Origin of the sequence: Sphaerisporangium sp. NPDC049003 (assembly GCF_043197795.1) — a bacterium.
Lineage (GTDB): Bacteria > Actinomycetota > Actinomycetes > Streptosporangiales > Streptosporangiaceae > Sphaerisporangium.
Genome location: NZ_JBICTU010000003.1, coordinates 253,233 through 278,011 on the forward strand (window position 1 = coordinate 253,233; position 24,779 = coordinate 278,011).

Below are 24,779 nucleotides of genomic sequence, written 5' to 3' on the forward strand. Positions count from 1 at the left end.
GGTGGGGCCACCAGCCGGCGGGAGGCCACCAATCGTTGGCCGACCACTGGGTTTGCCCACGTGTCAGGTCCGTGGAGTGCACGAGATCATGATGGTGCAAACTCGTGTGCAGGTGCAAGAGCGAATGCACGTGCAGAAGGCCCGTGCAACCGGTACGGTGGGCCACGGGAAGTAAGACCGAAGGGGGTCCACACGCGCGATCTTTGACAGACTGTGAACCAGTCCACAACCGGAGGAAAGCACGTGTCCATCGACCCGCCTGGTTCCGGCTCAACGGTTCGGCGCATCATGTTGGGCGCCAGCCTACGCAGGCTGCGTGAGGAACGCGGGCTAACCCGTGAGGTCGCGGGATTCCACATCCGCGCTTCCGAGTCCAAGATCAGCCGGATGGAGCTCGGACGGGTCGGGTTCAAGACGCGTGATGTCGAGGATCTGCTCACGCTCTATGGCGTCAACGACGACGCCGATCGCCGTGGGCTGCTCGAAATGGTCCGTGAGGCCAATACTCCCGGATGGTGGCACAAATACAGCGACCTGCTTCCCACATGGTTCTCGACGTACGTCGGGCTCGAAGAGGCGGCCTCGGTGATCCGCACCTACGAGGTGCAGTTCGTCCCGGGTCTCCTGCAGACCGCCGCGTACGCCCGGACGGTGATCAGGCTCGGGTACCCCGACGTCACGGAGGAGGAGATCGAGCGCCGTGTGCATCTGCGTATGCAGCGGCAGGAACGTCTCACCCGTGAGGACGGACCGAAACTCTGGGCTGTCATCGACGAGGCCGCTCTGAGGCGGCCCATCGGCGGCAAGGAGATCATGTATGAGCAGCTGCAGCACCTGATGGCGGTCGCGAGCCTGCCGGCCATCACATTGCAGGTGATGCCGTTCCAGTTCGGTATGCATGCGGCCGAGGGTGGAGCGTTCACCATCCTGCGTTTTCCAGAGTCCGACCTGTCGGACGTGGTCTACGTCGAGCAGCTGTGGGGTGCCCTCTATCTGGACAAGCGTGAGGACATTGATCCGTACCTCACCGCCATGGAACAGCTGTGCATCGAGAGCACAACTCCCGGGGGCACTGCCGAGATACTCGGCGACATACTTAGAGAGACCTAGATGAACCAGCCGTATAACGGAATGCCGGCCACGAGCCTAACCGGCGTCGCGTGGCGAAAGAGTGTTCACAGCAACTCGCAGGGTAACTGCGTCGAGCTTGCCAAACTCCCCGACGGGGGCGTCGCCGTCCGGAATTCGCGCTTCCCGGACGGTCCAGCCCTCATCTACACCCGAGACGAGATCCGGGCGCTCGTGCTCGGCGTCAAGGATGGCGAGTTCGACAATCTGGTCGCGTAACACCCTGTTCACATATCGCGAGTCCGGTTAACCGGAGAGCGCCGATCGTGTAACCGGGGTCGTTCATCGATCCGGCACACTGGGTCTGTCCACTTCCTGAAGTTCTCGTGGGGGCCGTGATGCTGGACCAGATGACTCTCTACCCCGTAGCCGACGACGTGCTGTTCGCACCAGGGGGCCGCGTCGTGATCCGTACGTACGGCGTCGCGTCCGCGGCCTCCACCGAGGAGGACGGCGCCCGTCCCGTCTCCTACCGCACCTGGGTGACGGGAGTCAGGGACCAGCCCAGATACTGGCGCTGGGGTCATTTCGAGGACGCCCGCCGTGGCCACCACAGGGTGCTCGAATGGCTGACCGGCCGGGGCCCCCAGCCTCAGCCCGTCGCCGGCTGACCTCTCCTCACGGGCACGACCGCTGATCGTCCCGTGCCCGCTCACGGCTTCTTGTACGGCCGCCGCCGCGAGGCTAGTCTTCGACCAAGCGTTAGCTTGGTTTTGGAGGTCTCGATGCGCCGTGGGATCTATCTGATCGAAGAGGTCGACTTCCGGCCGATGAACTCGCGCAAGCCGCTTGAGTACCTCACCTGGCTGACCAGGTACAAGAAGGAAGACCAGCGGCTCGACCGCCCCGAGCTCACCAAGGGCCTGTCGATCCGGTCACGGGAGATCGACCTGGTCGGCGCCTTCTACGCGGTGGGCATCACCGGCCACCCCCAGTTCAAGGCCGTCACGCTGTGGGACTGCCACGGCGGCTGGGACGGCGGCTGGCGCCAGATGATGAACATCTACGACGGCGTCGACGACAGGCTCTTCCTGTCCGACATCGACGACCTGCGCTTCTCGGCCTTCTCGCGCCCGCTCGGCGCCGTGGACGGCAGCCCGGCCGTCGCCTCCCTGCTCGCCGAGGGGTACGCGGCGCCGTTCTACCTGTTCGAGAGCGCCCAGGTGCGACCCGGAGCGGCCCTCGACTACCTCGCGGCCGTGAAGGAGGAGCGAGCCCCCGTCCTCGCCGACCACGGCCACCGGCTCGTCGGCCTGTACGAGGTGCTCTTCTGCGACACCGAGGTCGTCACGATCTGGGGCGTGTCCCTGGACGACCACCTGTCCACCCAGCGGGCCAGGGACGCCGCACTCGGCCTGGACGACGAGGTCGAGGCCGACCCGCGCCTGCTCGACTGGGCGAAGCGCGCGAGGAACTTCCTCGACGGCCCCTGGCGCGAGACCCTCCTGGCCCCCTTCCCCGGCTCCCGCCTGGCCCCGTGACCCTCCGCCGGGCGGCGGATCGCGTCAGAGATCGCGGCCCGGTACGGGGGCGTTCCAGCGGGCGATGGCGTGTTCTTCGTGTTCGAAGCCGAGGACGGAGATCGTGCCGGTGTCGAGCGTGAAGAAGCGGCCGTCCCGCGGGGGAAGGGCGAGCCACCGGGCGGTGAGCACGCGCAGGAAGTGACCGTGGGAGACCAGGACCACCGTGCCCTCGGCCTGGAGGACCCGTGCGATCACCTTGTCGGCCCGCTCGGCGACCTGCTCGATCGACTCGCCCGGATGCTCGGCGTCGCCGGGGATCACGCCGTCGCGCCACAGGTACCAGCCGGGACGTCGCTTCCTGATATCGGCGGTCGTGATGCCCTCGTAACCTCCGTAGTCCCACTCCCAGAGGTTCGCGTCGAGCTCGTACCCGGTCAGCCCGGCGAGCTCCGCCGTACGCCGGGCGCGCAGCGCGGGGCTGACCAGGACGAGCGAGAACCGCTCGTCCTTCAGTGCGGGCGCGAGGGCGCGGGCCTGCTCCTCACCCTTGGGCGTGAGCGGGAGGTCCGTACGCCCGGTGTGCCGGCCGTCCCGGCTCCACTCGGTCTCTCCGTGACGCAGGAGAATGAGTTCGTCCATATAGGACCATCATCTACCGTCCGGCGAGCTCTTCGACGATCGGGGTGAAGGCGTCCAGGTCAGGCTCGTTGTGCAGGACGTAGTAGGAGAGGTCGTGCTCGTCGCGCCAGCGGCGGAGCTTCTCCACGATCTCGTCGTGGGAGCCGAGCAGCACCTGGGGCGTCTCGTCCTGCCCGCTGGAGTCGGCGGCGCTCCACGCGGCCTCGGACCTGCGTACGCCGACCTGCAGGACGCTGGTGCCGAGCTCGATCGCCTCGTAACGCTCACCGGCGGCGGTACGGACGATGTCGATCTTCTTCACGAACGCGTCCAGGCCGGAGTCGGCTCCGTCGGGACCGGAACCGTCGGCACGTACCAGCCTGGCCAGGTTGATCACGTCCGCCTCGTGGGCCGCGAGCCTCAGCACGCGCGGCCCGCCGCCTCCGAGCAGCAGCTTCGGGTGAGGCCGCTGCACGGGCTTGGGCCGCTGGTCGAGGCCGGTGATCCGGTAGTGCTCGCCCTCGAAGCCGAACGGCCCGTCCGACCAGAGCCCCTTGAGCACGGCGATCCCCTCGGCGAGCCGGTCCACGCGCACGCCCGGCGGGTCCAGGGGGAGGCCGGCGGCGGTGTAGTCGGCCGCCATCCAGCCGGTGCCGAGGCCGACCTCCACGCGGCCCTCGGACAGGACGTCGACGGTCGCGGTCTCCTTGGCGAGCACCGCGGGGTGCCGGAAGTCGTTGGCGAACACCAGCGTGCCGACGCGAAGGCGCGTGGTCGCGCAGGCGGCGGCCGTCATCGCGGCGACGGGGGCGAACCGCGGGCCCGTCAGGTGGTCGGGGACGAGCAGCACGTCGAAACCGGAGTCCTCCAGGCGCCGGGCCTTGTCCGCCCAGGACTTGGCGGTGTCGGCCTCGCGGATGACGGCGGCGAACCGGAACGGCCTCTTCACGGCGGGGTCTCCTTTCGAGCCCATACGAGCAAGCGCTTGCTAAAGACTAGGCCGCCGTCCCATCCCACGGAAGCCTTCTGGATTCCCCTACCCGGTACGAGCCCAACGACCGCGGCCGGCGGCGCGACGAGATCACCCGCCCGAGCGAGCCGATGCCACCCTCAGCGGATCTTGCCCGTTTCTGGAGACAGCGCCACCCCGGAACGGGGCACTCACTCCCTCACGGGCAGTCGCGGGAAGTGGACGCGCCAAGGACACGCCCCCATGCCTGACGTGCGAGGAGACCACTGAGATGAGCGAGACCATCGCGGGCGTCACCATTCCCGACTCGGCGCTCGCGGACGAGGCCACCGAGCTCGTCCGGGACGCGGCGCCCCCGCTGCTGTACGACCACTCGCGCCGCGTCTTCCTCTTCGGGACGCTGAAAGGGCGGCGGCTCGGACTCGAAGCGGACCCGGAGTTGCTGTACGTCGGCGCGATGTTCCACGACCTCGGGCTGACCGAGACCTACCGCCGTACCGACCAGCGGTTCGAGATGGACGGCGCCGACGAGGCGCGCCGATTCCTCACCTCGCACGGGTTCCCCGAGGAGGACATCCGCAAGGTGTGGCAGGGCATCGCGCTGCACACCACCCCGGAGGTGCCGTACCGGCTCGAACCGGAGATCGCGCTCGTGACGGCCGGGGTCGAGACCGACGTCCTCGGCATCGGCTACGACGAACTCGACCCGGACGACATCGCGGCGGTCACGGCCGCCCACCCCCGTCCCGACTTCAAGCGCCAGATCCTCGCCGCCTTCACCGACGGCTTCAAGGACCGCCCCGGCACCACCTTCGGCACGGTCAACGCCGACGTCCTCGAACACTTCGTCCCCGGCTTCAGACACATCGACTTCGTAGAGGTGATCCAGAACTCCGCCTGGCCCGAGTGAGCTCGTAGAGATGATCCAGAGGTTGGGATCCTCGCCTGGCTTCTGGCGCCGGGTGGTGTTCAGCGGTGGGGTCGGCGCCGAGGCCGGTGCCTTACCCGGGGGTCTCTGCCTGGTGCTCGCCCTCGTGCGGTTCGTGGCCCGGATGCGGGCACTTCTTGCGGAACCAGACGGTCTTCCCCGTGCCGTCCTGATCGGGAAGGATGCCCCACTCGTCGCACAGGGCCTCGACGATGGTCAGGCCGCGGCCGTGCTCGGCGTCGTCGTCCTCGGGGCTCCGCTCCGGCCGTCCCGTGCCATGGTCGCTGACCTCGGCGGACACCGTCTCTCCCGTCACCCGGAGCGTCAGCTGGATCGGCGGCAGCCCGTACAGGACGGCATTGCTCAGCACCTCGGTCGTGGCGAGCACGATGTCGTCGGTGAGATCACTCGATACGGCGAGCTGCCACTTGATGAGGGTCTGCCGGACCATGCCCCGGACGTCTCCGAGGATCATGGGGTCCCTGGGGATGTCCCAGCGTACGGCGCGGAAACCGTCCGGGGTGCCGATCATTCTCTTCCTTGCCTGCGCCATATATGACCCGGAAGACCCTACTCTGTCCAGGTTTGGGCTGTTCGTAGGGATGGGTCGCGGGGGCGATTTGTCGTCAAACAGCAACGAATTGGCCTTCCACCCCGAGCCCGGGTAGCTCGGCCTAGCTGGCGCCGTTGACATTAGGCAGGTGATTGCCTGCATAATTTCGCCTGTGGTTGCAGAGACGGACAAGGTCTTCAAGGCGCTGGCCGACCAGACCCGGCGGTACCTGCTGGACAGGCTTCACGAGCACAACGGGCAGACGCTGGGCGAGCTGTGCGAGCACCTCGACATGGCGCGTCAGTCGGTAACCCAGCACCTGGCCGTCCTGGAGGCGGCCAACCTGGTCAGCACGGTCCGGCGGGGGCGGGAGAAGCTGCACTACCTCAACCCCGTTCCCCTTCACGAGATCCAGGAACGGTGGATCGACAAGTTCGAGCATCCGCGTCTTCGAACGCTGAGCGCCCTGAAGCGACGAGCAGAGGAGCATGACATGGCCGACAAGCCGGCTTACGTGTACGTCACCTATATCCAGAGCACGCCGGAGAAGGTCTGGCACGCCTTGACCGACGCCGACCTCACCGCCGAGTACTGGGGCCACAGCAACGTCTCGGACTGGCAGGTGGGCTCCACCTGGGAGCACCGGCGCACCGACGGTTCGGGTATCGCCGACGTCGCAGGCACGGTCCTTGAGGCCGTTCCACCCAAGCGGTTGGTGATCACCTTCGGCGAGCCGTCGCAGGTCACGTTCGAGATCGAGCCCTACGGTGAGATCATCCGCCTGACCGTCACCCATGAGAACCTCGCCACCCAGGCCGACTACGACACGATCTCCGCCGGATGGCCGGCCGTCCTGGCCAACCTCAAATCCCTCATGGAGACCGGACACGTACTCCCACAGGCGCCCTGGGAGATGCACGAGGAACTCCGGGCCGCCCAGATGGCGAGCAACGACCCGCGTTGAGGGTCGATCAGGCGTGATCACTCGCTCAGGGGCCGGAAGTCATCTCCGAGGCGGACCGGCACTCACCTCGCAGGAGGACGATCCGGCGGTCCGGTGACGGCCACGATGTGATCGATCCCTGAGCGCACGTCGGACACGCGGGACGCGACCCGGAGGACCTGGACATGTACAAGAAGACCCTGACCGTCGCGATGGCGGCGGCCACCCTGGCCACCCTGGCCACCCTGACCGCGGCCCCCGCGTCGGCGGTGGCGTTCACGGACGCGGCACCGAAGATCGAGGTCATCTTCGGAGCCTTCACGACCATCAGGGAACCTGACAGCACCTTCACCTGCCCGGCCGGCGAGGTGCTGATAGACCGCGCCCACTGGGGGGACGAGACCGGGTGGACCAGGTACCGGTGCGGCCAGGTCCGCATCAACGGCGAAACGGTCTCCGTGCAGACCCGGAACTGGACCACCGCCGGCAAGGAGAGCAACTCCTACTTCGCCAGTCCCCCGGACCACGTCCTCATCGGCAGGCGGCACTTGGGCGACGAGAACGGCCTGACGTCCTACCTCACCGGTGCGCTGTACTGGCGCGGAGTTCAGCTGCGGCTCACCTCTCGGTACTGGACCGAGCCCATGAAGGAGAGCAACCACTCCATCCAGGCGTTCGCCCCCTTGGTCATGACGGGCCGTCAGCACAAGGGAGACGAGAACGGCGACACCCGCTACGAGTACAGCACCGTCACCGTCGACGGCTGAGGCCCCCGGCTCCCTCTTGGAATCGCCCACTCGGCGGCTCGGTCAGTGGGTGAAGGTCCCGGTGAGGTGGGCCAGAGCCGAGTCCCTGTAGCGGGAAGCCCCGTCGGCCATGCCGTACGCGAGGTCCTCCAGGAGCGAGCAGCGGGCGTAGAAGGCGGCGCGCTCGCGGTCGGCGTCGTCGAAGGTGCCGTCGTAGTGGGAGAGCGTCGGCTCGAAGACCTCCGGGCCGAGGTCGCGGAAGATCAGCGCCAGGTCGCAGGCCGGATCGGTGACGGCGGCGTCGGTCCAGTCGATGACGCCGGTGATGGCGCTCGCCCGTACGTTCACGAGCAGGTGCTCGCCGCCGAGGTCGTTGTGGCAGAACGCCGCGACGTGGGGCTCGGCGGGCGGGGTGCGTGCGAGGAAGTCCTCGACAAGACGACGAGCCACGGCCGGCACGTGCCGCACGACCTTCCGGTAGTCCCGTTCGGCGTCGTCTCTCCAGGAGACCAGCGGGTAGGACTCCCTGGGCGCCAGCTTCTCCATTTCTTGCACCGGCGCCCGGTGCAGGCTGCTGAGGAATCCGCCGAGCGGGCCCGCCAGCCGCGCCGGTTCGGCGACCGGATGGCCGATGAGGGGAACGCCGGGGAGCTTGACGTACGCCAGGAACCCCGCGTCCACGTCGGCGAACACCGGTTCGGGGACCGGCAGAGGGGACAACCGGGCGACCGCTTCGAGCAGCTCGGCCTCGCGCCGGATCGTCTCGGCACGGACGGCCGGGTCGGTCTCCTTGCTTCCCCGGACGATCAGCTCACGGTCGACCTCGTAAGCGACGTTGTCCAAGCCCTCGCCCAGCTTGGTGATCGATCGGACCTCGCGTCCGGGCAGGTGACGGGTCAGCAGCGCACGAATCTCGTCGATCACCCCCGCAGCCTAACCACCGCGCATACCTGGGGAGTACGGCCGACGCGGTGAGCGTTCTTCAGCGTCCGGGTCTTGAACCTCGGTCAAGGCGAGCTCGTACTCGACCTGGTCGACCAGGTTGCCATCGCCGAAGTCGTACCCGCGGACTTCACCGGAGTCCGTGAAGCCGTGCTTGGCATAGAACCGGAGTGACTGCGGTGTATCGCGCAGCGTCCATAGATGGACGTGGGTGAAGCCCTCCTGGCGTAGCCTTCGCAGGGTCGCGGTCATCAAGGCGCCCGCAATGCCAGTACCCCAGCCCGCGGGGTGCCCGAAGAAGCTGAAAATCTGCGCCATACCAGTCCGGGCCGGCGAGGATCCGAAGAAGGAGAGGGTTAGTGGCCGCCCCTCCAGCGCGGCGAGCATGATGCTGTCCTCGCCCTTGGCGATCCGGTCGTGCCACTGGCAGCGTCGCTGCTCCAGGGCTTGCGCGAAGAACTCCGGGGCGAAGAAGGGAGCATAGGCGGCTTTCCAGGACTCGACGTGGATCTCGCCCAGAACATCCCCATCGTTAGCTGAGGCCTCATAGATCTTCAAGTTCTCGTTCACCAGATCATGTTATTGACGGACGTCGGCCCGAAGCGCTCTGCCGGTCGGCGGTGGCCTGGGCGGCACCGGCTCGCCACCCTTGCGGAATCCGGTAGGGGTAAAGTCCCACATCTGAGAGACCCGGTGCGCGAGCGTGACCGGACGATTACCATCTGTTTCTAGGAGTCCTTGCTAGCAGCGGCTAGCTTAAAGGAGTGAAGCAGTTGAACATTCGGGTTCCCGACCAGATGCTCGACCAGATCAGGGCGCGTGCCGCTGATCGCAAGCAGACGGTGCAGGACTATGTCACCTCCCTGATCAGCCGCGACATCGACACCGAACGGAATGCGGCGCGCGCGTTCATCGCGGAGGTCCTCGAACGTGACGGCCACTGGCTCGATGAGCTGGAGTCGCGATGAGCGGCATGGACATGCGGGCCATGCTGGTCCTGGCGGAGGGGATGCCCGGTGATCCCCACGTCGCCGACTATGGAGCCCTGATCGCCGCGGAGGCACGCCACTGCGGAACCGTGGTGGGTGACGACGTCTACCCGGCCATCACGGCGAAGTCCGCCGCACTTCTCCACAGTCTGCTGAGAGTCGAGGCATTGGACGAGCGCAACCGCACCTTCGCCTGGATAGTCGCCATGCGATACCTGAGCGTGAACGGCGTGCTCATGCCGAAGGTCGATCCGGCGAGCGCCGTGGACGTGCTCGACTCGGTGCGGCGGGGTGAGCTCGGGGTCCACGAGCTTGGGGTGTGGCTGGCGGAGGCGATGCACTGAGGCCGGTGGGTCGCGAAGGCCGATGGTAGAGGGGATGGGCCGAGGTCAGCGGGTGGCGGGGGTCTGGGTGGGGAGGGGTTTGCGCGTGCGGGTGTCCATGGCGTGCTCGACCAGGGTGACCAGCACCTTCTTGCTCGAATCCTTCTGCCTCGCGTCGCACAGCACGACGGGGATGTCCGGGCCCAGGTCCAGGGCCATCCGGATCTCGTCGAGGTCGTAGCGCTTGGCGCCCTCGAAGCAGTTCACCGCGACGACGAACGGCGTGCCGCGCCGCTCGAAGTAGTCGACCGAAGGGAAGCAGTCGGCCAGGCGGCGGGTGTCGGCGATCACCACGGCGCCCATCGCGCCCAGTGCCAGCTCGTCCCAGACGAACCAGAACCGTTCCTGGCCCGGGGTGCCGAACAGGTAGAGCACGTGGGCGTCGCCGATCGAGATGCGGCCGAAGTCCATGGCGACGGTGGTCGTCTTCTTGGCCTCCACCCCCGACAGGTCGTCGACGCCGACGCCCCGGTCGGTCAGCAGCTCCTCGGTGCGCAGCGGCCGGGTCTCCGACACCGAGCCGACCATGGTCGTCTTCCCCGCTCCGAACCCACCCGCGATCAGGATCTTGATCGCGGTGGGCAGCTTCACCCGTCCGATGTCGCGGTTAGAGCGTCCGGAGTCCATTGAGCACCGCCTTGTAGGTTTCCAGATCGAGAACGTCCATCTCGCGCACGGGCTCCTGGATGGCGACGAAGCCCCGGTCGACGAGGTCGCCGAGCAGCACCCGGACGGTGCCCGCCGGCAGGTCCAGGTGGGCGGCGATCTCGGCGACCGACAGCGGCCGCTCGCAGAGCCTGACGATGGTGTGGTGCTCGGGCCCAAGGCCCGGCTCCGCCGAGATCCCCGGGTTGATGGTCACCACGAGGGTGATGAGGTCGATCTGACCCCGGCTCGGCTGCGTGCGCCCGCGCGTCATGACGTACGGGCGGACGATCCGTCCGGCCTCGTCGTCGAGCCACTGTTCCTCTGCGGGGTCGTCGGAGAGGCTCGTCATCGGGCGCCCTCATTCCTTGGCGAAGGGGTCTCCGAGCGTGCCGGCGAGGTGAGGTACTGACCGACCCGGGTCACGAGCATGGCCATCTCGTAGGCGACAAGGCCCACGTCGGCGTCGTGCGCGCACAGGACCGCCAGGCACGCGCCCTCGCCCGCCACCGTCACCACCAGATACGCCGACTTCAGCGCGATGATGGTCTGACGTACGGCCCCGCCGCCGAAGCGCTCGCTGGCCCCCTGGGCGAGGCTCTGGATCCCCGCCGCCACGGCCGACAGGTGCTCGGCGTCGGCCTGGCCGAGACCTCGCGACGTGGCCAGGAGCAGTCCGTCGGTGGACAGGACGATCCCGTGCTCGGCTTCCCTCACCCGCGCGACCAGGTCGTCCAGCAACCAGGTCAGATCGGCGGGGGAACTGGTCCTTTGCATCACTCGCTGTCCTCTTTTACCGGCTCACACTGTTCACTGCGTCGTCTGGTCGATCTCCACGGCCTACCTGCCAGGAGAAGATCCAAACCCTTACTGGTAGCGCGTCGGCGGCTCGTCGCCCGGCCCCGGGTCGGGGTCCAGGCGGCGCGGCAACCTGGCGGCCTCCGACCGCCCGCGCTCGGTGCCGCTCTGGAAGGATCCCATCAGCCGCCGGAGATCCTCGGGGGAAAGGTCGTCGTCGTCGTCCTCCGTGGCGTCGCCGGGGGCGGGGGCCGGCTCGCGGCGCAGCTCCGGGGCCAGGTGCGCCTGGGCGACGCGCCGGGGCAGGCCGGAGGGGGTGTACTCCTCGGGCTCGCTGGAGTCCCCGCGGGAGGGCTGGTCGAAGACGGACGTCCCGAGGGACGACGGCTCGAACGCCTCCTGGTCGTACGAGGGCGCCTGCGTGAGGGAGGACGGCCCGTGATCCGCCTGGCCCTGCGCGGGGACGACCGGCATGGGCTCGCTCCGATCGTCGTCCCAGTTCGGGACCGCCGTCAGCAGGAACGGACCGGGATCCCGGGGGCCGCCGGCCTGCACGGGGAACTCCCCGGTCGTGCGGTGCCTGCCCGGCTGGCCCTGCGTCGTGCCGGGGGGGAGCTGCCTGCCGGGCAGCGCGTCGGAATCGGTACCGAGATCCATGTCGGTGTCGACCTCGCCGTTGATCAGCTCGCGGGGTATCAGGACGATGACGGTCGTGCCGCCGTAGGGGGAGGCTTTCAGCGTGACCTGGATCTGGTGGCGCGAGGCCAGGCGGCTGACCACGTACAGGCCGAGCCGGGGCGTCCCGGTCAGCTTGAACTCGGGCGGGTCCGCGATCCGGTCGTTGGCCTCGGCCAGGTCTTCGGGGGTCATGCCGAGGCCGCGGTCCTCGATCTCAACGACGTAGCCCCTGGCCACCTCCTGGCCGCTGACGTGGACCGAGGCGTACGGCGGGGAGAAGGAGACCGCGTTCTCGATGAGCTCGGCGAGCAGGTGGATCACGTCGCCGATGGCCCGTCCGGCCAGCTCGGCCTCACCCATGGGCATCAACGTCACCTGGGTGTAGTCCTCGACCTCGGCGAGCGCGCCCCGTACGACATCCACCATGGGCACCGACCGGCGCCAGGCGCGGCCGGGGGAGGCGCCGGACAGGACGATGAGGTTCTCGGCGTTGCGCCGCATCCGGGTGGCCAGGTGGTCGACGCGGAACAGGTCGGCCAGCTCGCCCGGCTCGGTCTCGCGGCGCTCCATGGCGTCGAGGATGGTCAGCTGCCTGTGTACGAGCGACTGGGTGCGCCGCGCCAGGCTGAGGAGGATGCCCCGGTAGCTGCGCCGCAGCTCGGCCTGCTCGACCGCGACCCGGATGGCCGTCTCCTGCACGGTGTTGAAGGCCTGGCCGACCTGACCGATCGCGTCGTTGCCGACCGAGAGCGGCGGCGCCTCGGTGGCCACGTCCACGTCGTCGCCCCGGCCGAGGCGCTCGACGACGCCGGGCAGCCGCCGGGCGGCGAGCTCCAGGGCGGCGGTCCGCAGCTCCTCCAGCCGCCGTACGAGGGCGCGTGCGGTGGTGATGGACAGGACGATGGACGCGATGACCGCCAGCAGGCCGAGGCCGCCGGCGAGCGCCAGCCGTACGACGACGCCGATGGCGATGGGCCGCGCGCGCTCGACGAGCGCGTGGCCGCCGTCGGCAACGAGCTTGTCGAGGCGCGAGAGGACCGCTCCTGTGGCCGACTTCCAGCGCTCGCCGTCGATGGAGGCCAGCTCCGGCTGCCCCGTCTCGATGAGCTGGTCCTCAAGGCGGCGGAGCCGGTTGTACGGCTCGCTCTTCACCATCTGGTCGTAGGAGACCTGGTCGGCCGGGGGCAGTTCGGCCGCCGTCCGTGCCATGAGGAACCGCTGGGCGCCCACGGCCTGGGCGAACCGCGAGTGCTCCGTCCCGCTCAGGCCGCCGGCCGCCAGCGCGCCGGCGACCAGGGCGTCCTCCTGCGCGAGGAGCTCCACCGCCCGGCTCAGCTCGACGAAGGTGCGGGTGTCCTTGGCGAACCCGGCGTCGTCCAGCGTGGCCATCGAGTCGTAGACGCGGTACATGGAGTCGATGACCTGGGTGATCGTCGCGGAGGCGCTGACGCGGTCGGTCTGACCGGCGTCGACCTGCTTGCGGAGGGGCCCGAGGATCTGCAGTTCCCTGTACGCCTCGTCGATCCGGCGGTTCAGCGCGTCACCGGCCGCCTGGCGCACGCCGCTGCCGGTGGCCTCGCGGCGGAAGTCGACGCTCGCCGCCTCGGTCCTGGAACGCTGGGCGGCCAGGGCCTCGCGCTGTCGGCTGGAGGTGGGGTCGCCCAGAAGGACCACGGTGAGCCGGCGCTCGCGCTGGAGCTCCACCCTCAGTCGCTCGCTCGGCTGGGCCACACCCGCGTCGAGGGTCTGCACCCACAGGACGTTGAGTCCCTCACGCAGGGTCACCCAGGCGGCGAACCCCCACAGGGCGACAAGCGACACGATCAGCGCCGTGACCTTGGTCCGAACACGCGAGTTGCGGTTGCGCATAACTCCATCCCTGGCGAAAGTCAGGAACCCACATCACGGTTCGGCTAATAACCCTATGTCGCTATATGGCGCCGTATCGCGTGGTAGGACGGTATTTCACCGGATCATACTCGGGAACCCTAGCATGATGCGAAATGGGATACCGACAGTTGCATGTCAATCATGTAAAGATATCCAGTCAGTGATTCTGCTTTATCATTCTCTCTCACGTTTGTCGGATATGCGAGGTCTCATGCTCCGGTGACATGGTTGCGGTCCGACGTCGGGTTACGCTGCGCGAGGTGCAGCGCCCCGAGGATGGCCGCCCTGACGATCGCCACCGGCAGGTAGAGGTCCTTGTCGTGCCACATCGGCGGGTGCTCTTCCGCCTGTTCCCACCCCGGCGCCCCGGGGTCGCCGGAACCGCCCGGCCAGGTCGAGCGCAGGAGGTACGCGTACCCCCTGGCGGCCTGCCGCTCCGCCTGCTCGTACGGCGGGCCCGTCATCAGCAGCAGGTGCATCGCGTACGCGGTCTCCTCCGCCGTGCCGCGCCACAGGCCCCATGACCCGTCCGCGCGCTGCGTCGACAGCACCCAGCGCACCGCTCGCCGTACGGCCTGCTCCGAGGCCGCGCCGCCGAACTCGCCGAGCGCCAGCGCGCAGCAGGCCGTCGCGTAGTACGGCGAGGCGTGCCAGCGGTCCGACCAGCTCCCGTCGGGATTCTGCCGCCCGCGCAGCCAGCCCGCGAGCCGGTCCATCGGCTCGCCGTACCGCGCCCGCGCGCCGGGGCGGGTGGCGACGTACTGGCCGAAGGCGTCGAGCACGTGGGCGTTGACCGTGGTGGAGAAGCCCTGCTCGCCCTGCCACGTGCAAAAGTGCGTGCCCGTGTGGTAGTTCAGCAGGCTGTCGGGCTCGCGCGGGGCGCCGAGCAGCGCCAGCGCGTACAGCGCCACCGAGGTGGTGTCCGCGTCCGCAGGCAGCCCAGGGCCCGCGGCCACGCCGCCGGGGCCGAGCCCCTCGCCCAGGCTCGCCATCAGCTCTTCCGGGACGGTGACGGGGATCCCGGCGCGCGCCAGCCAGCTCAGCACCCAGCCGCGCTCGAACACGGTGATGGGGACGGCGCACGACACGGGCCCGCCGTGCTGAGCCGCCGCCGTCTGGAGGTGCAGCCGCGCCGGGTGGCCGGGTTCGCGCGCTCCGAGGTCGCCGAGCCACGCGGCGGTGGCCGCCGGGGACGCTCCGACGGTCCCCGCCGCCGTCGGGCGGACGCCGGGAGCCTGGAACACCGCGTCGCCCGCCACCTCCAGGGCGTGCGTCAGCTTCTCGGGAAGCGGGGCGCCCGACCGCAGGCGCGCCCGGATCATCTCCAGCCTGGTCTGGTCCATGCCGGCCGGAAGGGGGAGGGGCGGCACCCCCGCCCACGTGCGCAGTCCGTCCAGCGGTGCGTCTTTGAGGTTGCGAAGATGGCGGTTGACCGACGCGATCAGCGACGGGACGATGAGCTCGATCGCCGGCATGTCGGGAAGCGGCGAGCCGTAGTCCCGCCGTGACCAGCGGTACAAGGCGTGCAGTCCCCGGCCCGCCGCCTCGGCCAGGCCGCCGGGGTCGCCGGAGCCCCGCGCCAGCTCCGCCAGCAGGGATTCGGTAGCGCTCAGCGTAGGGACCAGGGCGTAGTCGTTGTGCGGGCCCCAGGCGCCGCCCGGCCGCTGGGCCGCCACCAGGTACGCGAGCCGCTCACTGTGCCCGGCGAGCCAGGGGACCAGGGACACCAGCCGCCCGGTCTCGTACACCGACGGGGAGGCGTTCCCCCACGGCCGCGCCAGGAGCCCGGCCACCAGCGCGCGGGCCTCGGCCATCACCTCGACCGTGCCGGTGGAGGCGGTGTCCGCCGTCTGGAACCTGCTCGCCATGTGGAGCGTGAACGCACGGGCGGGCGCGGAGACGAAGTCGTGGACGCTCAAATCGTTCCCCAGTAGTCGGCGAGTCGGTAGAAGCCCGCGCAGAAGTCCATCTGGCGTTCCAGATAGCCGGCGATGTGCGGATGGCTCTCGTGCAGAGGGCCGATCAGCTTCCGGCTCCGCTCGGCCAGCAGGGAGACGTTCCGGTCGACCTCCTCGCGGGTCACGCCGAGCAGCAGGGCGTTGAGGTCGCCCCACTTCAGGTCCCTCTCGTACGTCCCGAGGTCGTTGAGCAGGCGGATCACCCGCTGCACCGCCCAACTGGCCTCGCGGACGCCCGGCAGGTCGTCCGGATCGGAGGGCCCGCCGGTGTGGATCAGATGGGACGCGAAGGCGAAGGAGAAGCCGAGGTTGTCGGCGTTGTCCAGGTACTCCTCCAGCGAGGGCGTGACGCCGGAGCTTCGCCACCCGCGCTCGCGGCTCATCGCGTCCAGCATGCGCTGGAGCTCATCGCGCCAGACCGGGCCGAGCACGGCGAACGCGGGCGCGGCCGCCAGCTCCGCGCGGATGTCGGCGAGGAAGCGGGTGAGCTCGTCCCCGGGCACCGGCTCGGCGCCGCCGGCGACCGCGAGGCACCGGCGGGCGATGGCCTCCACCTCCTCCGTCGAGGTGGCGACGTAGTCCACGAGCCAGTCGAGGGCGAAGGCCCACAGGCACACCTTGTTCGCCATCCGCAGCTGCTCGGCGGTGAACCACGGACCGCTGAACGCCATGGCCATCGACAGCGTGCTCGACAGCGCGGCGTCGAACGGCCGGGCAGGGAACAGCTCGGGATAGGCGGCCAGCCACCCCTGCATGTCCCGCTGCGACCGCCCGGCCACGGCGCAGATGGTTCCCGAGTCCGTCGCGCCCGGCCACCGGCCCTGGCCGGGGGTACGGCCGCTCGCGTCGTCGTCTGTCATAGGGAGTCTCGCGTCGTCGTCTGGCATCGGGAGTCCGGTGTCGCCGTCTGTCATCGGGGGTCTCGTGTCGTCGCCCGTCACCGCGGGCCTCGCGCGGCGTACTCGACGGGAAGGAGTCGCAGCTCGACCTTCCCCCGGGGGCGCAGCAACGCCGTGGGCGCGGGCGTGAACGGCCCACGGCCGAGCAGCGCCGGACGGAACCGGCTCACGATGGAGGCGACCATGAGCGGTGCGTCCATGTAGAAAAGGTGCTGGCCGAGGCACTGGTGCGCGCCGCCGCCGAAGGGGAAGTAGGCGTAACGGTGCCGCCGCCGCTGGTCGTCCGGCGAGAACCGCTCGGGGTCGAACTCCAGCGGCCGGTCCCAGAACTCCTCAAGCCGGTGCGTGGCGTACGGGCTGATCAGCACCATCGAGCCGGCCCTGACGCGCACGCCGCCGACGATCTCGTCCCGCACGGCCATGCGGGGGAACAGCCAGCCCGCCGGGTGCAGGCGCATCACTTCCTGGAGGACCATCTTGGTGTAGCGCAGCTCCGGCACGTGCGAGGGCAGCACGGGGCCCGTGCCGACCACGCGGTCGATCTCGGCGTACAGCCTGGCGGCGACCTCCGGGTGGGCGTCCAGCTCCGGCCACAGCCACGTCAGCGTGGTCGCCGTCGTCTCCGACGCCGCCGCGTACACGCTGACCAGGTCGTCGCGGATCTGCCGGTCGTCCCGTTCCTCCCCGCCGGGGCCGCGCGCGCGGCACAGCGCGGAGACGACGTCGAGGCCCTCGCCGGTCCCCGGCCGCTCCTTGGCCTGCCGGATCACCGGGAACACCACGTCGTCGACGGCGCCGACCGCGTCCATGAAGGCCCGGTCGCCCGGCATGCGGAGCGAGTACGGCATGAAAGGCATGAGCAGCCGGAACGTGACCGCCGCGTCGGCCGTGTGGTAGGCGGACATCAGCCGCTCGCTGTCCCGCCGGGAGATCCTGTCCCCGAACAGGACCCTGACGGTGCTCTGGTTGACGATGGCGGCCATCTCGTGCGCGGCGTCGACCGGGCTCCCCGACCGGGCGTGCTCCTCCAGCTCGGCGACCCGCTCGTCGACCGTCTTGGCGACCACGCCGGCCAGCGAGGCGATGTACTTGGCCGTGAACAGCGCCTGGAGGATCTTCCTGCTGGACTCCCAGGAGGGGCCGTCGCCGAGGATGCCGGCTCCGAGCAGGCGGTTCAACGGCCGCCAGAACATGCCCTGGCGGGTGTAGTTGGTCCAGTTGCCGCGCAGCACGTGCTGGACGTGGTCCGGGTGGGTCACCAGATACGGCCGGAACAGGCCGAGCTTCAGCCGTACGACCTCTCCGCCGGCCCGCATCCCGATCTCCGCGAGGCCGTTGACGGGATCTCGCGCGATCTTCGGCATCACCCGGGAGAGGGGGCCCCGTCTGGTCCGCCGGGCCTGCCCGGCGCCGATATCGACCGGCATCTCCACGATCTCCAACCTTGAGCCACCCGGAAGCACGCGGCGTGGCGGGACGCCCTTCGTTGGGGGCGCCGATCTGGAAACGCCGCGTGTCACAAGGGCCGCAAACGAGACAAGCGGCTACTGTCATGGCAAATGCCACGTGGTGAATGATCTACCACGATAATCTGACCAGGAGCAAGATTTTCGGTCAGACAAATCACCGGGACCCGGCTCAATGATCAGTTTCGGACACGGGTCCGCGCCGATGACAGGGGGCTGTGCGGCGGCGATGCCGGGCCGGGCCGACGACTTAAGTGGTCTTGGTCGCAAGAGGTTCCGGCCGCCAGGGGGCGACCTACCGCTACCAAGCGCTTGCTTTAGGGGTGGGGTTGGTTCGAAACTGGGGCAATGGCCACCAATGCTCCGGTCCGCGACGTGACCGATCATGAGGTCGAATCCTTCAAGGGGAACGGCTGGGTACGGCTGCCGCGGCTCGTCGATCCCGCCCTGGTGGACGGGCTGCGCGAGCGGGCGCTCGGTCACCTGCGCGCCCGCTCGCGCGAGCGCGCCACCCTGGTCGACCAGGCGTTCGGCCAGTCCAGGGACGTCGCCGAGTCCGACGAGGCCTTCCACGACCTGGCCTTCGACGCCGCGATGGGCCGGTGCGCCACCCGGCTGCTGCACGGCGTCAGGGGCGTGCGCGTCCAGGTGACGAACCTGCTGATCAAGGAACCTGGCGACGGCGGGCACGGCGCGACCGAGTTCCACCAGGACTTCCCCTGGATGCCGATGGACCGCTCGGCGATGCTGACCGTCTGGCTGGCGCTCGCCGACGTCCCCGCCGAGATGGGCAGCCTGCGGTTCTACAACGGCTCCCACCGGCACGGCGTCCTCGGACGGAGCTTCACCCGCGACGGCGACGACCAGCTCACCCAGCACCCGTGGCTCAAAGCGCTGGAGCTGTCGCCTCCCCTGGACCTGCGGGCCGGCGACGCGACCGTCCACCACGTTCAAGTGCGCATCCGACCACCAGGGCATGACGCCGGGCTGCGAGCGGGTCTTCCGGGCCGTCGCGCGGGCGCACCTGGAGACCGGGGCGCCGATCACCACCCACTCCCACAGCGCCTCGCGGGGCGGGCTGGAGCAGCAGCGGCTCCTGGCCTCCGAGGGCGTGGACCTGACGCGGGTCGTCATCGGCCACGCCGGCGACTCCACCGACCCCGCCTATCTCGAAGAGCTGGTCGCCGAGGGCAGCTTCCTCGGCATGGACCGGTTCGGCATCGAGACGATCAGCTCGTTCGAGGACCGGGTCGCCATCGTGGCGGAGATGTGCGCGCGCGGCCACGCCGGCCGCATGGTGCTGTCCCACGACTCCTACTGCTTCAACGACCGGTTCGACCCCCGGGTCGTACGGGAGCGCCACCCGAACTACCACCTGCTGCACATCTCCCGCGACGTCCTTCCCGAGCTGCGCAAGCGCGGCGTGACCGATGACCAGATCCACCAGATGCTCGTCGAGAACCCCCGCAGGATCCTCACCCCGAGGTCGTGATCATGCAGAACACCTCACCGGCCACCGCCACCGACTTCGACGTCACCTCCGACTGGCACGTCGCCGCGCCGTACGACTTCCTGCGCAGGCTCAGGCACGAACGGCCGGTGTTCCACAGCGAGCACCTGGACGCGTACGTCCTGACCCGCCACGAGGACGTGCGCGCGGCGTACGGGGACGCGCGGCGGTTCTCCTCCGAGGGGTCGCTCACGATCTCGCGGAGCCTCGCCGGCGAGACCAGGAAGGTGCTCGGCGACCACGGGTCCTTCCTGTCCAGCTTCGTGGCCAACGTCGACCCGCCCACGCACACGCGGCTGCGCCGTTCGGTGTCCCGGGCCTTCACCCCGCGCGCTGTCACCGCGATGGAGGAGCGGTTCCGGCGGCTCAACGAGGACCTCCTCGACCGGGTGGCGCCGCAGGGCGGGGGCGACTTCGTCGCGGAGCTCGGGCACGTGCCGTCGGCCAAGCTCAGCGCCCGGTTCATCGGCGTGCCCGAGGAGGACGAGGAGTTCGTCAAGGAGCACGTCAAGGACTGGTTCATGCTGTTCCTGTCGCCGCAGCCGCCCGACCGGCAGCTCGTGCTGGCGCGCAGCTTCCTCGAATACCTGGACTACGTCGACAAGCTGGTGGCCTCCCGCGCCGCCGAGCCGCGTGACGACTTCACCTCGCTGATGACCGGGCTCATCGGAACCGAGCTGTCCCACAGGGAGGTCGTCGAGCTGATCTCCACGATCCTGCTGGGCGGCAACGACACCGTGCCCAACCAGCTCGGCAACAGCGTGCTGAGGCTCCTGCGTGAGGACGCCTGGCCCCTGGCCCCCGAGCTGGTCCAGAACGCGGTCGAGGAGTGCATGCGCATCGACGGCTCCAGCCTCGGCTCCTTCCGGTACGCCCTCACCGACATCGAGCTGCACGGCGTGACCATCCCGGAGGGCTCGCTGGTGCCGCTCTCCACCGACTCGGCCGCGCACGACGAGACCGTCTTCCCCGCGCCGGAGGAGTTCGACCTCGGGCGAGGGAACTCCGACGCGCACATGACGTTCGGGTACGGCATCCACTTCTGCGTCGGGGCCGCGCTGGCGCGCCTCCAGCTCCGTACGGCCCTTGAGGTGCTGGGCCGCCGGCTGCCCGGCCTGCGGCTGGTGCCCGGCCAGCCGCTCGCGTACCGCAAGTCCATCGTCGGGCGGGGCCTGCCGTCGCTTCTGGTCGAATGGTGATCACCCCACGCGCTGCGTTCTGAGGCGCAGCTCGCCTGAGCCGCCGGTCTGGAGTGGTGAGGCTTTCCACCCGTCGTATCCCGTTGCGGCATTGGTTGATACCGTTCGTCTGACGCGCAGCGTGCAGCGAAGTCCGGTGTGAGTCCGGCGCTGTCCCGCAACTGTGAGACCCCTCGGGTCGAGCCAGGTCGCCTGCATGCCGCGCCGACGTCGTCAACCCTCGTGGAAAAGGGTGATCCGTCAGCACACGGGTCTCTCGATTTCCCGGCAACAGGAGGAACTCTCGTGAGGCCCGTACGCACGGCCTTGGCGGGCGCGTTGCTGGGTGCGCTGACACTGGCCGCATGCGGCCAGTCCACCGGCACCGAAAGCACCGCCACCGCCACCGCCACCCCCGCTCCCGCCGCCTCGCAGGATGGCGGCTTCCCCGTCACCGTCCAGGCGGGCAACGGCTCCGTCACCATCGGGCACAAGCCCGCCCAGATCATCTCGCTCTCGCCGAGCGCCACGGAGAGCCTGTTCGCGATCGGCGCGGGACCGCAGGTCATCGCCGTCGACGACCAGTCGACCTACCCCGCCGAGGCCCCGAAGTCGGACCTGTCCGGCTTCAAGCCCAACGCCGAGGCGATCATCGCCAAGAAGCCCGACCTGGTCGTGCTCGCCAACGACACGGGCGGCATCGTGGCCGCGCTGACCAAGGTCGGCATCCCGGTCCTGCTCGAACCGGCCGCCACCAAGCTCGACGAGACCTACGACGAGATCGCCGACCTCGGAGCCGCCACCGGCAACAAGGCCAAGGCCGACGAGCTCGCCGCGGGCATGAAGCGGCAGATCGACGAGATCGTCGCCGCGGCGCCCAAGGACAAGAAGCTCACTTACTTCCACGAGCTGGACAACACGCCGTACTCGGTGACGTCCAGCACGTTCATCGGCCAGATCTACGGGCTCTTCGGGCTCGCCAACATCGCGGACACGGCCCCCGAGGCCGCCGGGGGGTACCCCAAGCTCTCCAGCGAGTTCGTCGCCAAGGCCGACCCCGACCTGATCTTCCTGGCCGACACCAAGTGCTGCGGCCAGTCCAGGGAGGCCCTCGCCAAACGGCCGGGGTGGGGAGGCCTGTCGGCGATCGCGAAGGACCGCGTGATCACGCTCGACGACGACATCGCCTCACGCTGGGGCCCGCGCGTGGTCGACTTCGTCAAGATCGTTGACGAGGCGGTCACGAAGGCCGCCGCCTGAGACCCGATGGGACACCTGGAACGACACGCCCCGTGAACCGGCACGACCCTGGAACGACGCGCCCTGAGAAGCGGCGCGGCGCCGGTACGACGCGCCCTGTGAATCGGCGCGACGCCGGTAGGTCGCGCCCCGTGAGGCGGCGCGACGCCGGTACGACGCGCGCGGCGAGGCTGCGGCCGGCGGCGCTGGCCGCGGCCCTCGCCGTGCTCGTGATCTGCGTGATCGCGGGCCTGATGATCGGCGCGGCCGGCGTCTCGCTCAAGGGCATCGTGCTCGAACTGCTCGACCGGGTGCCGTTCGTCTCGGTGGACTCCGGGCTGTCGCCGGTCGAGCGGGGGCTGGTCTTCCAGCTCAGGTTGCCCCGCGTGGTGCTGGCGGCGGTGGTCGGCGGCCTGCTGGCCATCGCGGGCGCCGGGTACCAGGGCGTGTTCCGCAACCCGCTCGCCGATCCCTACCTTCTCGGCGCCGCCGCCGGTGCGGGCTTCACCGCGACCCTGATGATCGTGCTGATCCAGGTCGACGGGCTGGTGCCGCTCGCCGCCTTCGGCGGGGCGATCGGCGGCGTGCTGCTGGCGTACGCGCTCGGCAACACGGCGGGCCGGGGCGGCGGCACGGCCACCCTGGTGCTCGCCGGGGTGGCGGTGGCCTCCTTCCTGTCCGCGTTGCAGGCCTTCGTGCAGCAGCTCCGCGTCGAGCAGTTGCAGCGCATCTACTCGTGGATCCTCGGGGGCATCGGCGGCGACTGGGCGCAGGTGTGGCTCGTCGCCCCCTACGCCCTGGTGTCGACGGTCGTCCTGCTCGCCCACGGCCGGCTGCTGGACGTGCTGTCGGTCGGCGACGACGAGGCGGTCAGCCTCGGGGTCAACGCGGGGCGCGTCCGGCTCGTCGTCCTGTGCGCGGCGTCGCTGGCCACCGCGTCCGCGGTCGCGGTGAGCGGGCTCATCGGGTTCGTCGGCATCGTGGTGCCGCACGTCGTGCGGCGGCTGGCGGGCGGGTCGTACCGGGTGGTCCTCCCGCTGTCGCTTCTGGCGGGGGCGTCGTTCCTGGTGCTGGCCGACCTGGTCGCCCGTACGGTGCTCGCCCCCGCCGAGCTGCCGATCGGCGTGGTCACCGCGTTCATCGGCGCGCCCTTCTTCGTCGGGGTACTGCGCGCGACACGGTCGGTGGACGCGTGAGCGCCATCGAGGTGCGGGACCTCTCGGTCGCGCTGGACGGGCGGCCGGTCCTGTCCGAGATCGGCCTGTCGGTGGGCGGCGGCGAGTGGCTGGCGGTCATCGGGCCGAACGGCGCGGGCAAGTCCACCCTGCTCCGGGCCATGATGGGCCTGCTTGAGGCGCGCGGCGAGGTCCTGGTCGACGGCGTGCCCGCGCGCGACCTCAAGCCGAGGCAGCGGGCCCGGCTGATGGCGTACGCGCCGCAGAGTCCCATGCTTCCGGCGGGGCTGACCGTCTTCGAGTACGCCCTGCTCGGGCGCACGCCGTACATCTCCTACCTCGGCAGGGACACCCACGACGACCGGGACGTCACCCGCTCGGTCCTGGAGCGCCTGGACCTGTCGGCGTTCGCGACGCGGCCCCTCGGGCACCTGTCCGGCGGGGAACGGCAGCGGGTGGTGCTCGCCCGCGCGCTCGTCCAGCGGGCTCCCGTGCTGCTGCTCGACGAGCCGACGACCGCGCTCGACCTCGGCCACCAGCAGCAGGTGCTGGAGCTGGTCGACCGCCTGCGCCTCGCCGACGGGCTCACGGTGGTGACCACCATCCACGACCTCAGCCTGGCCGGGCAGTACGCCGACTCGATGCTCCTGATCGCGGACGGGCGCCACGTCGCCTCGGGGCCGGTCAAGGAGGTGCTCACCGAGCCGCTGCTCGCCCGGCACTTCGGCGCCCACGTCCGCGTCGACCAGGGGAGCGACGGCCGTCCTCTGGTCAATCTGATCCGCCCGGCGGACCCCGGCCCCGCGTGAGTCTGTACGCTTCCGGGACCGGTGTCTGAGGAGGTCCGCATGCTGTCCCTGAGCCATCGGCGCGAGGACGGCGCCCGTCTCGCGTCGCTCCTGTGGGAGCTCGGCCCCGGGTGGCGGATGATCTCCTCGGCCATGGTGGGCGGCGGCATCGGCCCCGGCGAGTGGGTGCTGAACGCGCAGGTCGTCGGCGCGTACTCGCGGATGGACCCGGTCGAGCACCTGCTGGAGCTCGCCCCCGCCGGGCGGCCGGGGGTGGGCATGATGACGGCGGCCTCCGTCGCCCACTACACCCAGGCCCATGACGGGGGAGTGGACTCGGTCGCCACGGTCGGCCTGCGGGTCCCCACCTGGGCGGCCTCCCCCGAAGGCGCCCCCGACCCCGAACTCCGTCCCGAGCGTTCGGACCCGATACCCGGCCTGGAGCCCCGTCCCGAGCGTTCGGACCCGATACCCGGCCTGGAGCCCCGTCCCGGGGGGCCGGACCCGATACCCGGCCTGGCACCCCCGCCCGGACGGGCCGGCCTGGTGCCCCGGCCGGCTTCCCCCGTCCGCTCGCGGACGGCCCCGGGGACGATCAACATCATCGTGGCCGTCCCCGTGGCGATGTGCGACGCGGCGCTGGTCAACGCGGTGATGACGGTGACCGAGGCCAAGTCCCAGGCGCTCGCCGAAGCCGGGTACGCGTGCACGGGCACCGCCTCGGACGCCGTCTGCGTGGCCGTGCGCTCCGACGGCCCCGAGGAGCTGTTCGGCGGCCCGCGATCGACCTGGGGCGCCCGCATCGCCCGCGCCGTCCACCTCTCCGTCCTCAACGGCGCCCACGCCTGGGCGAGGCACACCTAGCCGGCATGCGCCGGCGCACGCCAGATCG

27 protein-coding genes, 1 pseudogene and 1 riboswitch are annotated in these 24,779 nt (G+C 70.0%); of the genes and pseudogenes, 16 read left to right on the top strand and 12 right to left on the bottom strand.

What is annotated here, in order from left to right:
- Positions 1–288: 288 nt before the first annotated feature.
- The 4 genes from ACGFIV_RS04535 (at position 289) to ACGFIV_RS04550 (ending at position 2,609) form a co-directional block, all read left to right on the top strand.
- The gene (locus tag ACGFIV_RS04535; protein WP_358555527.1) at positions 289–1,110 is read left to right on the top strand and encodes a helix-turn-helix transcriptional regulator; all 822 of its coding nucleotides are present in this window, start codon (positions 289–291) and stop codon (positions 1,108–1,110) included.
- A complete protein-coding gene (locus ACGFIV_RS04540) occupies positions 1,111–1,347 on the top strand; it encodes a DUF397 domain-containing protein (RefSeq protein ID WP_114033524.1) in 237 nt (78 codons plus the stop codon).
- 131 nt (positions 1,348–1,478) lie between these two features.
- Entirely contained in the window at positions 1,479–1,739 is a 261-nt protein-coding gene (locus ACGFIV_RS04545; RefSeq protein ID WP_358555467.1) for a hypothetical protein, read from the top strand.
- Between the two features lie 114 nt (positions 1,740–1,853).
- Positions 1,854–2,609, top strand: coding sequence for a hypothetical protein (locus ACGFIV_RS04550; RefSeq protein WP_358555470.1), 756 nt, complete (start codon positions 1,854–1,856; stop codon positions 2,607–2,609).
- A gap of 24 nt (positions 2,610–2,633) precedes the next feature.
- On the opposite strand, the gene ACGFIV_RS04555 is transcribed toward ACGFIV_RS04550, so the two are convergent.
- Positions 2,634–3,230 carry a histidine phosphatase family protein gene (locus tag ACGFIV_RS04555; RefSeq protein ID WP_392831895.1) on the bottom strand — a complete coding sequence of 199 codons (597 nt, stop codon included), beginning with the start codon at positions 3,228–3,230 and terminating at the stop codon, positions 2,634–2,636.
- Between the two features lie 13 nt (positions 3,231–3,243).
- Positions 3,244–4,158, bottom strand: a complete 915-nt coding sequence (locus ACGFIV_RS04560) for a TIGR03621 family F420-dependent LLM class oxidoreductase (RefSeq protein ID WP_392831898.1) — start codon at positions 4,156–4,158, stop codon at positions 3,244–3,246.
- 292 nt (positions 4,159–4,450) lie between these two features.
- Here ACGFIV_RS04560 and ACGFIV_RS04565 point away from each other — a divergent pair, with 292 nt between their 5' ends.
- The gene (locus ACGFIV_RS04565) at positions 4,451–5,089 is read left to right on the top strand and encodes an HD domain-containing protein (protein WP_358555479.1); all 639 of its coding nucleotides are present in this window, start codon (positions 4,451–4,453) and stop codon (positions 5,087–5,089) included.
- A 91-nt stretch (positions 5,090–5,180) separates the two neighbouring features.
- On the opposite strand, the gene ACGFIV_RS04570 is transcribed toward ACGFIV_RS04565, so the two are convergent.
- The gene (locus ACGFIV_RS04570) at positions 5,181–5,639 is read right to left on the bottom strand and encodes an ATP-binding protein (RefSeq protein ID WP_358555482.1); all 459 of its coding nucleotides are present in this window, start codon (positions 5,637–5,639) and stop codon (positions 5,181–5,183) included.
- A gap of 193 nt (positions 5,640–5,832) precedes the next feature.
- Between ACGFIV_RS04570 and ACGFIV_RS04575 the strand changes: the two genes are divergently transcribed.
- A complete protein-coding gene (locus tag ACGFIV_RS04575) occupies positions 5,833–6,624 on the top strand; it encodes an ArsR/SmtB family transcription factor (RefSeq protein WP_392831901.1) in 792 nt (263 codons plus the stop codon).
- Positions 6,625–6,788: 164 nt separating this feature from the next.
- On the top strand, positions 6,789–7,370 hold the full coding sequence (locus tag ACGFIV_RS04580) for a hypothetical protein (protein ID WP_392831904.1): 582 nt from the start codon (positions 6,789–6,791) through the stop codon (positions 7,368–7,370).
- Between the two features lie 42 nt (positions 7,371–7,412).
- On the opposite strand, the gene ACGFIV_RS04585 is transcribed toward ACGFIV_RS04580, so the two are convergent.
- Both ACGFIV_RS04585 and ACGFIV_RS04590 read right to left on the bottom strand, forming a co-directional pair.
- A complete protein-coding gene (locus tag ACGFIV_RS04585; protein WP_392831907.1) occupies positions 7,413–8,273 on the bottom strand; it encodes a phosphotransferase family protein in 861 nt (286 codons plus the stop codon).
- 9 nt (positions 8,274–8,282) lie between these two features.
- The gene (locus ACGFIV_RS04590) at positions 8,283–8,861 is read right to left on the bottom strand and encodes a GNAT family N-acetyltransferase (protein WP_392831910.1); all 579 of its coding nucleotides are present in this window, start codon (positions 8,859–8,861) and stop codon (positions 8,283–8,285) included.
- Positions 8,862–9,064: 203 nt separating this feature from the next.
- On the opposite strand from ACGFIV_RS04590, the gene ACGFIV_RS04595 reads away from it, so the two are divergent.
- A complete protein-coding gene (locus ACGFIV_RS04595; RefSeq protein WP_392831913.1) occupies positions 9,065–9,259 on the top strand; it encodes a hypothetical protein in 195 nt (64 codons plus the stop codon).
- A complete protein-coding gene (locus ACGFIV_RS04600; RefSeq protein ID WP_392831915.1) occupies positions 9,256–9,624 on the top strand; it encodes a hypothetical protein in 369 nt (122 codons plus the stop codon). The genes ACGFIV_RS04595 and ACGFIV_RS04600 overlap by 4 nt, the downstream gene beginning before the upstream one ends.
- Positions 9,625–9,669: 45 nt before the next feature.
- On the opposite strand, the gene ACGFIV_RS04605 is transcribed toward ACGFIV_RS04600, so the two are convergent.
- The 7 genes from ACGFIV_RS04605 to ACGFIV_RS04635 form a co-directional block, all read right to left on the bottom strand.
- Positions 9,670–10,290, bottom strand: a complete 621-nt coding sequence (locus tag ACGFIV_RS04605) for an ATP/GTP-binding protein (RefSeq protein ID WP_358555491.1) — start codon at positions 10,288–10,290, stop codon at positions 9,670–9,672.
- Entirely contained in the window at positions 10,271–10,660 is a 390-nt protein-coding gene (locus ACGFIV_RS04610) for a DUF742 domain-containing protein (protein WP_358555494.1), read from the bottom strand. The genes ACGFIV_RS04605 and ACGFIV_RS04610 overlap by 20 nt, the downstream gene beginning before the upstream one ends.
- Positions 10,657–11,085 (bottom strand): roadblock/LC7 domain-containing protein, encoded by a 429-nt coding sequence (locus tag ACGFIV_RS04615; RefSeq protein WP_358555497.1) that lies wholly within the window; start codon positions 11,083–11,085, stop codon positions 10,657–10,659. The genes ACGFIV_RS04610 and ACGFIV_RS04615 overlap by 4 nt, the downstream gene beginning before the upstream one ends.
- A 90-nt stretch (positions 11,086–11,175) precedes the next feature.
- A complete protein-coding gene (locus ACGFIV_RS04620; RefSeq protein WP_358555500.1) occupies positions 11,176–13,653 on the bottom strand; it encodes a nitrate- and nitrite sensing domain-containing protein in 2,478 nt (825 codons plus the stop codon).
- A 230-nt stretch (positions 13,654–13,883) separates the two neighbouring features.
- Positions 13,884–15,593, bottom strand: a complete 1,710-nt coding sequence (locus ACGFIV_RS04625) for a prenyltransferase/squalene oxidase repeat-containing protein (RefSeq protein WP_358555503.1) — start codon at positions 15,591–15,593, stop codon at positions 13,884–13,886.
- A complete protein-coding gene (locus tag ACGFIV_RS04630) occupies positions 15,590–16,492 on the bottom strand; it encodes a terpene synthase family protein (RefSeq protein ID WP_392831921.1) in 903 nt (300 codons plus the stop codon). The genes ACGFIV_RS04625 and ACGFIV_RS04630 overlap by 4 nt, the downstream gene beginning before the upstream one ends.
- A gap of 77 nt (positions 16,493–16,569) precedes the next feature.
- Entirely contained in the window at positions 16,570–17,958 is a 1,389-nt protein-coding gene (locus ACGFIV_RS04635; protein ID WP_392832076.1) for a cytochrome P450, read from the bottom strand.
- Positions 17,959–18,345: 387 nt separating this feature from the next.
- Here ACGFIV_RS04635 and ACGFIV_RS04640 point away from each other — a divergent pair.
- The 7 genes and pseudogenes from ACGFIV_RS04640 to ACGFIV_RS04670 form a co-directional block, all read left to right on the top strand.
- A pseudogene (locus ACGFIV_RS04640) lies at positions 18,346–18,891 on the top strand (phytanoyl-CoA dioxygenase family protein); the annotation flags it as partial.
- Positions 18,892–18,973: 82 nt separating this feature from the next.
- Positions 18,974–19,489 (top strand): hypothetical protein, encoded by a 516-nt coding sequence (locus ACGFIV_RS04645; RefSeq protein WP_392831924.1) that lies wholly within the window; start codon positions 18,974–18,976, stop codon positions 19,487–19,489.
- Positions 19,490–19,491: 2 nt separating this feature from the next.
- On the top strand, positions 19,492–20,706 hold the full coding sequence (locus ACGFIV_RS04650) for a cytochrome P450 (protein WP_392831927.1): 1,215 nt from the start codon (positions 19,492–19,494) through the stop codon (positions 20,704–20,706).
- Between the two features lie 101 nt (positions 20,707–20,807).
- Positions 20,808–20,947: riboswitch (adenosylcobalamin (AdoCbl) riboswitch) on the top strand.
- A gap of 44 nt (positions 20,948–20,991) precedes the next feature.
- The gene (locus ACGFIV_RS04655) at positions 20,992–21,945 is read left to right on the top strand and encodes an ABC transporter substrate-binding protein (protein WP_392831930.1); all 954 of its coding nucleotides are present in this window, start codon (positions 20,992–20,994) and stop codon (positions 21,943–21,945) included.
- Positions 21,946–22,076: 131 nt separating this feature from the next.
- A complete protein-coding gene (locus ACGFIV_RS04660) occupies positions 22,077–23,120 on the top strand; it encodes a FecCD family ABC transporter permease (protein ID WP_392831933.1) in 1,044 nt (347 codons plus the stop codon).
- Positions 23,117–23,908 carry an ABC transporter ATP-binding protein gene (locus ACGFIV_RS04665; RefSeq protein WP_392831936.1) on the top strand — a complete coding sequence of 264 codons (792 nt, stop codon included), beginning with the start codon at positions 23,117–23,119 and terminating at the stop codon, positions 23,906–23,908. Before ACGFIV_RS04660 ends, ACGFIV_RS04665 begins: the two co-directional genes overlap by 4 nt.
- A gap of 39 nt (positions 23,909–23,947) precedes the next feature.
- Positions 23,948–24,751: an adenosylcobinamide amidohydrolase gene (locus tag ACGFIV_RS04670; protein ID WP_392831939.1), complete on the top strand. Its 804-nt coding sequence runs from the start codon at positions 23,948–23,950 to the stop codon at positions 24,749–24,751.
- Positions 24,752–24,779: the final 28 nt, after the last annotated feature.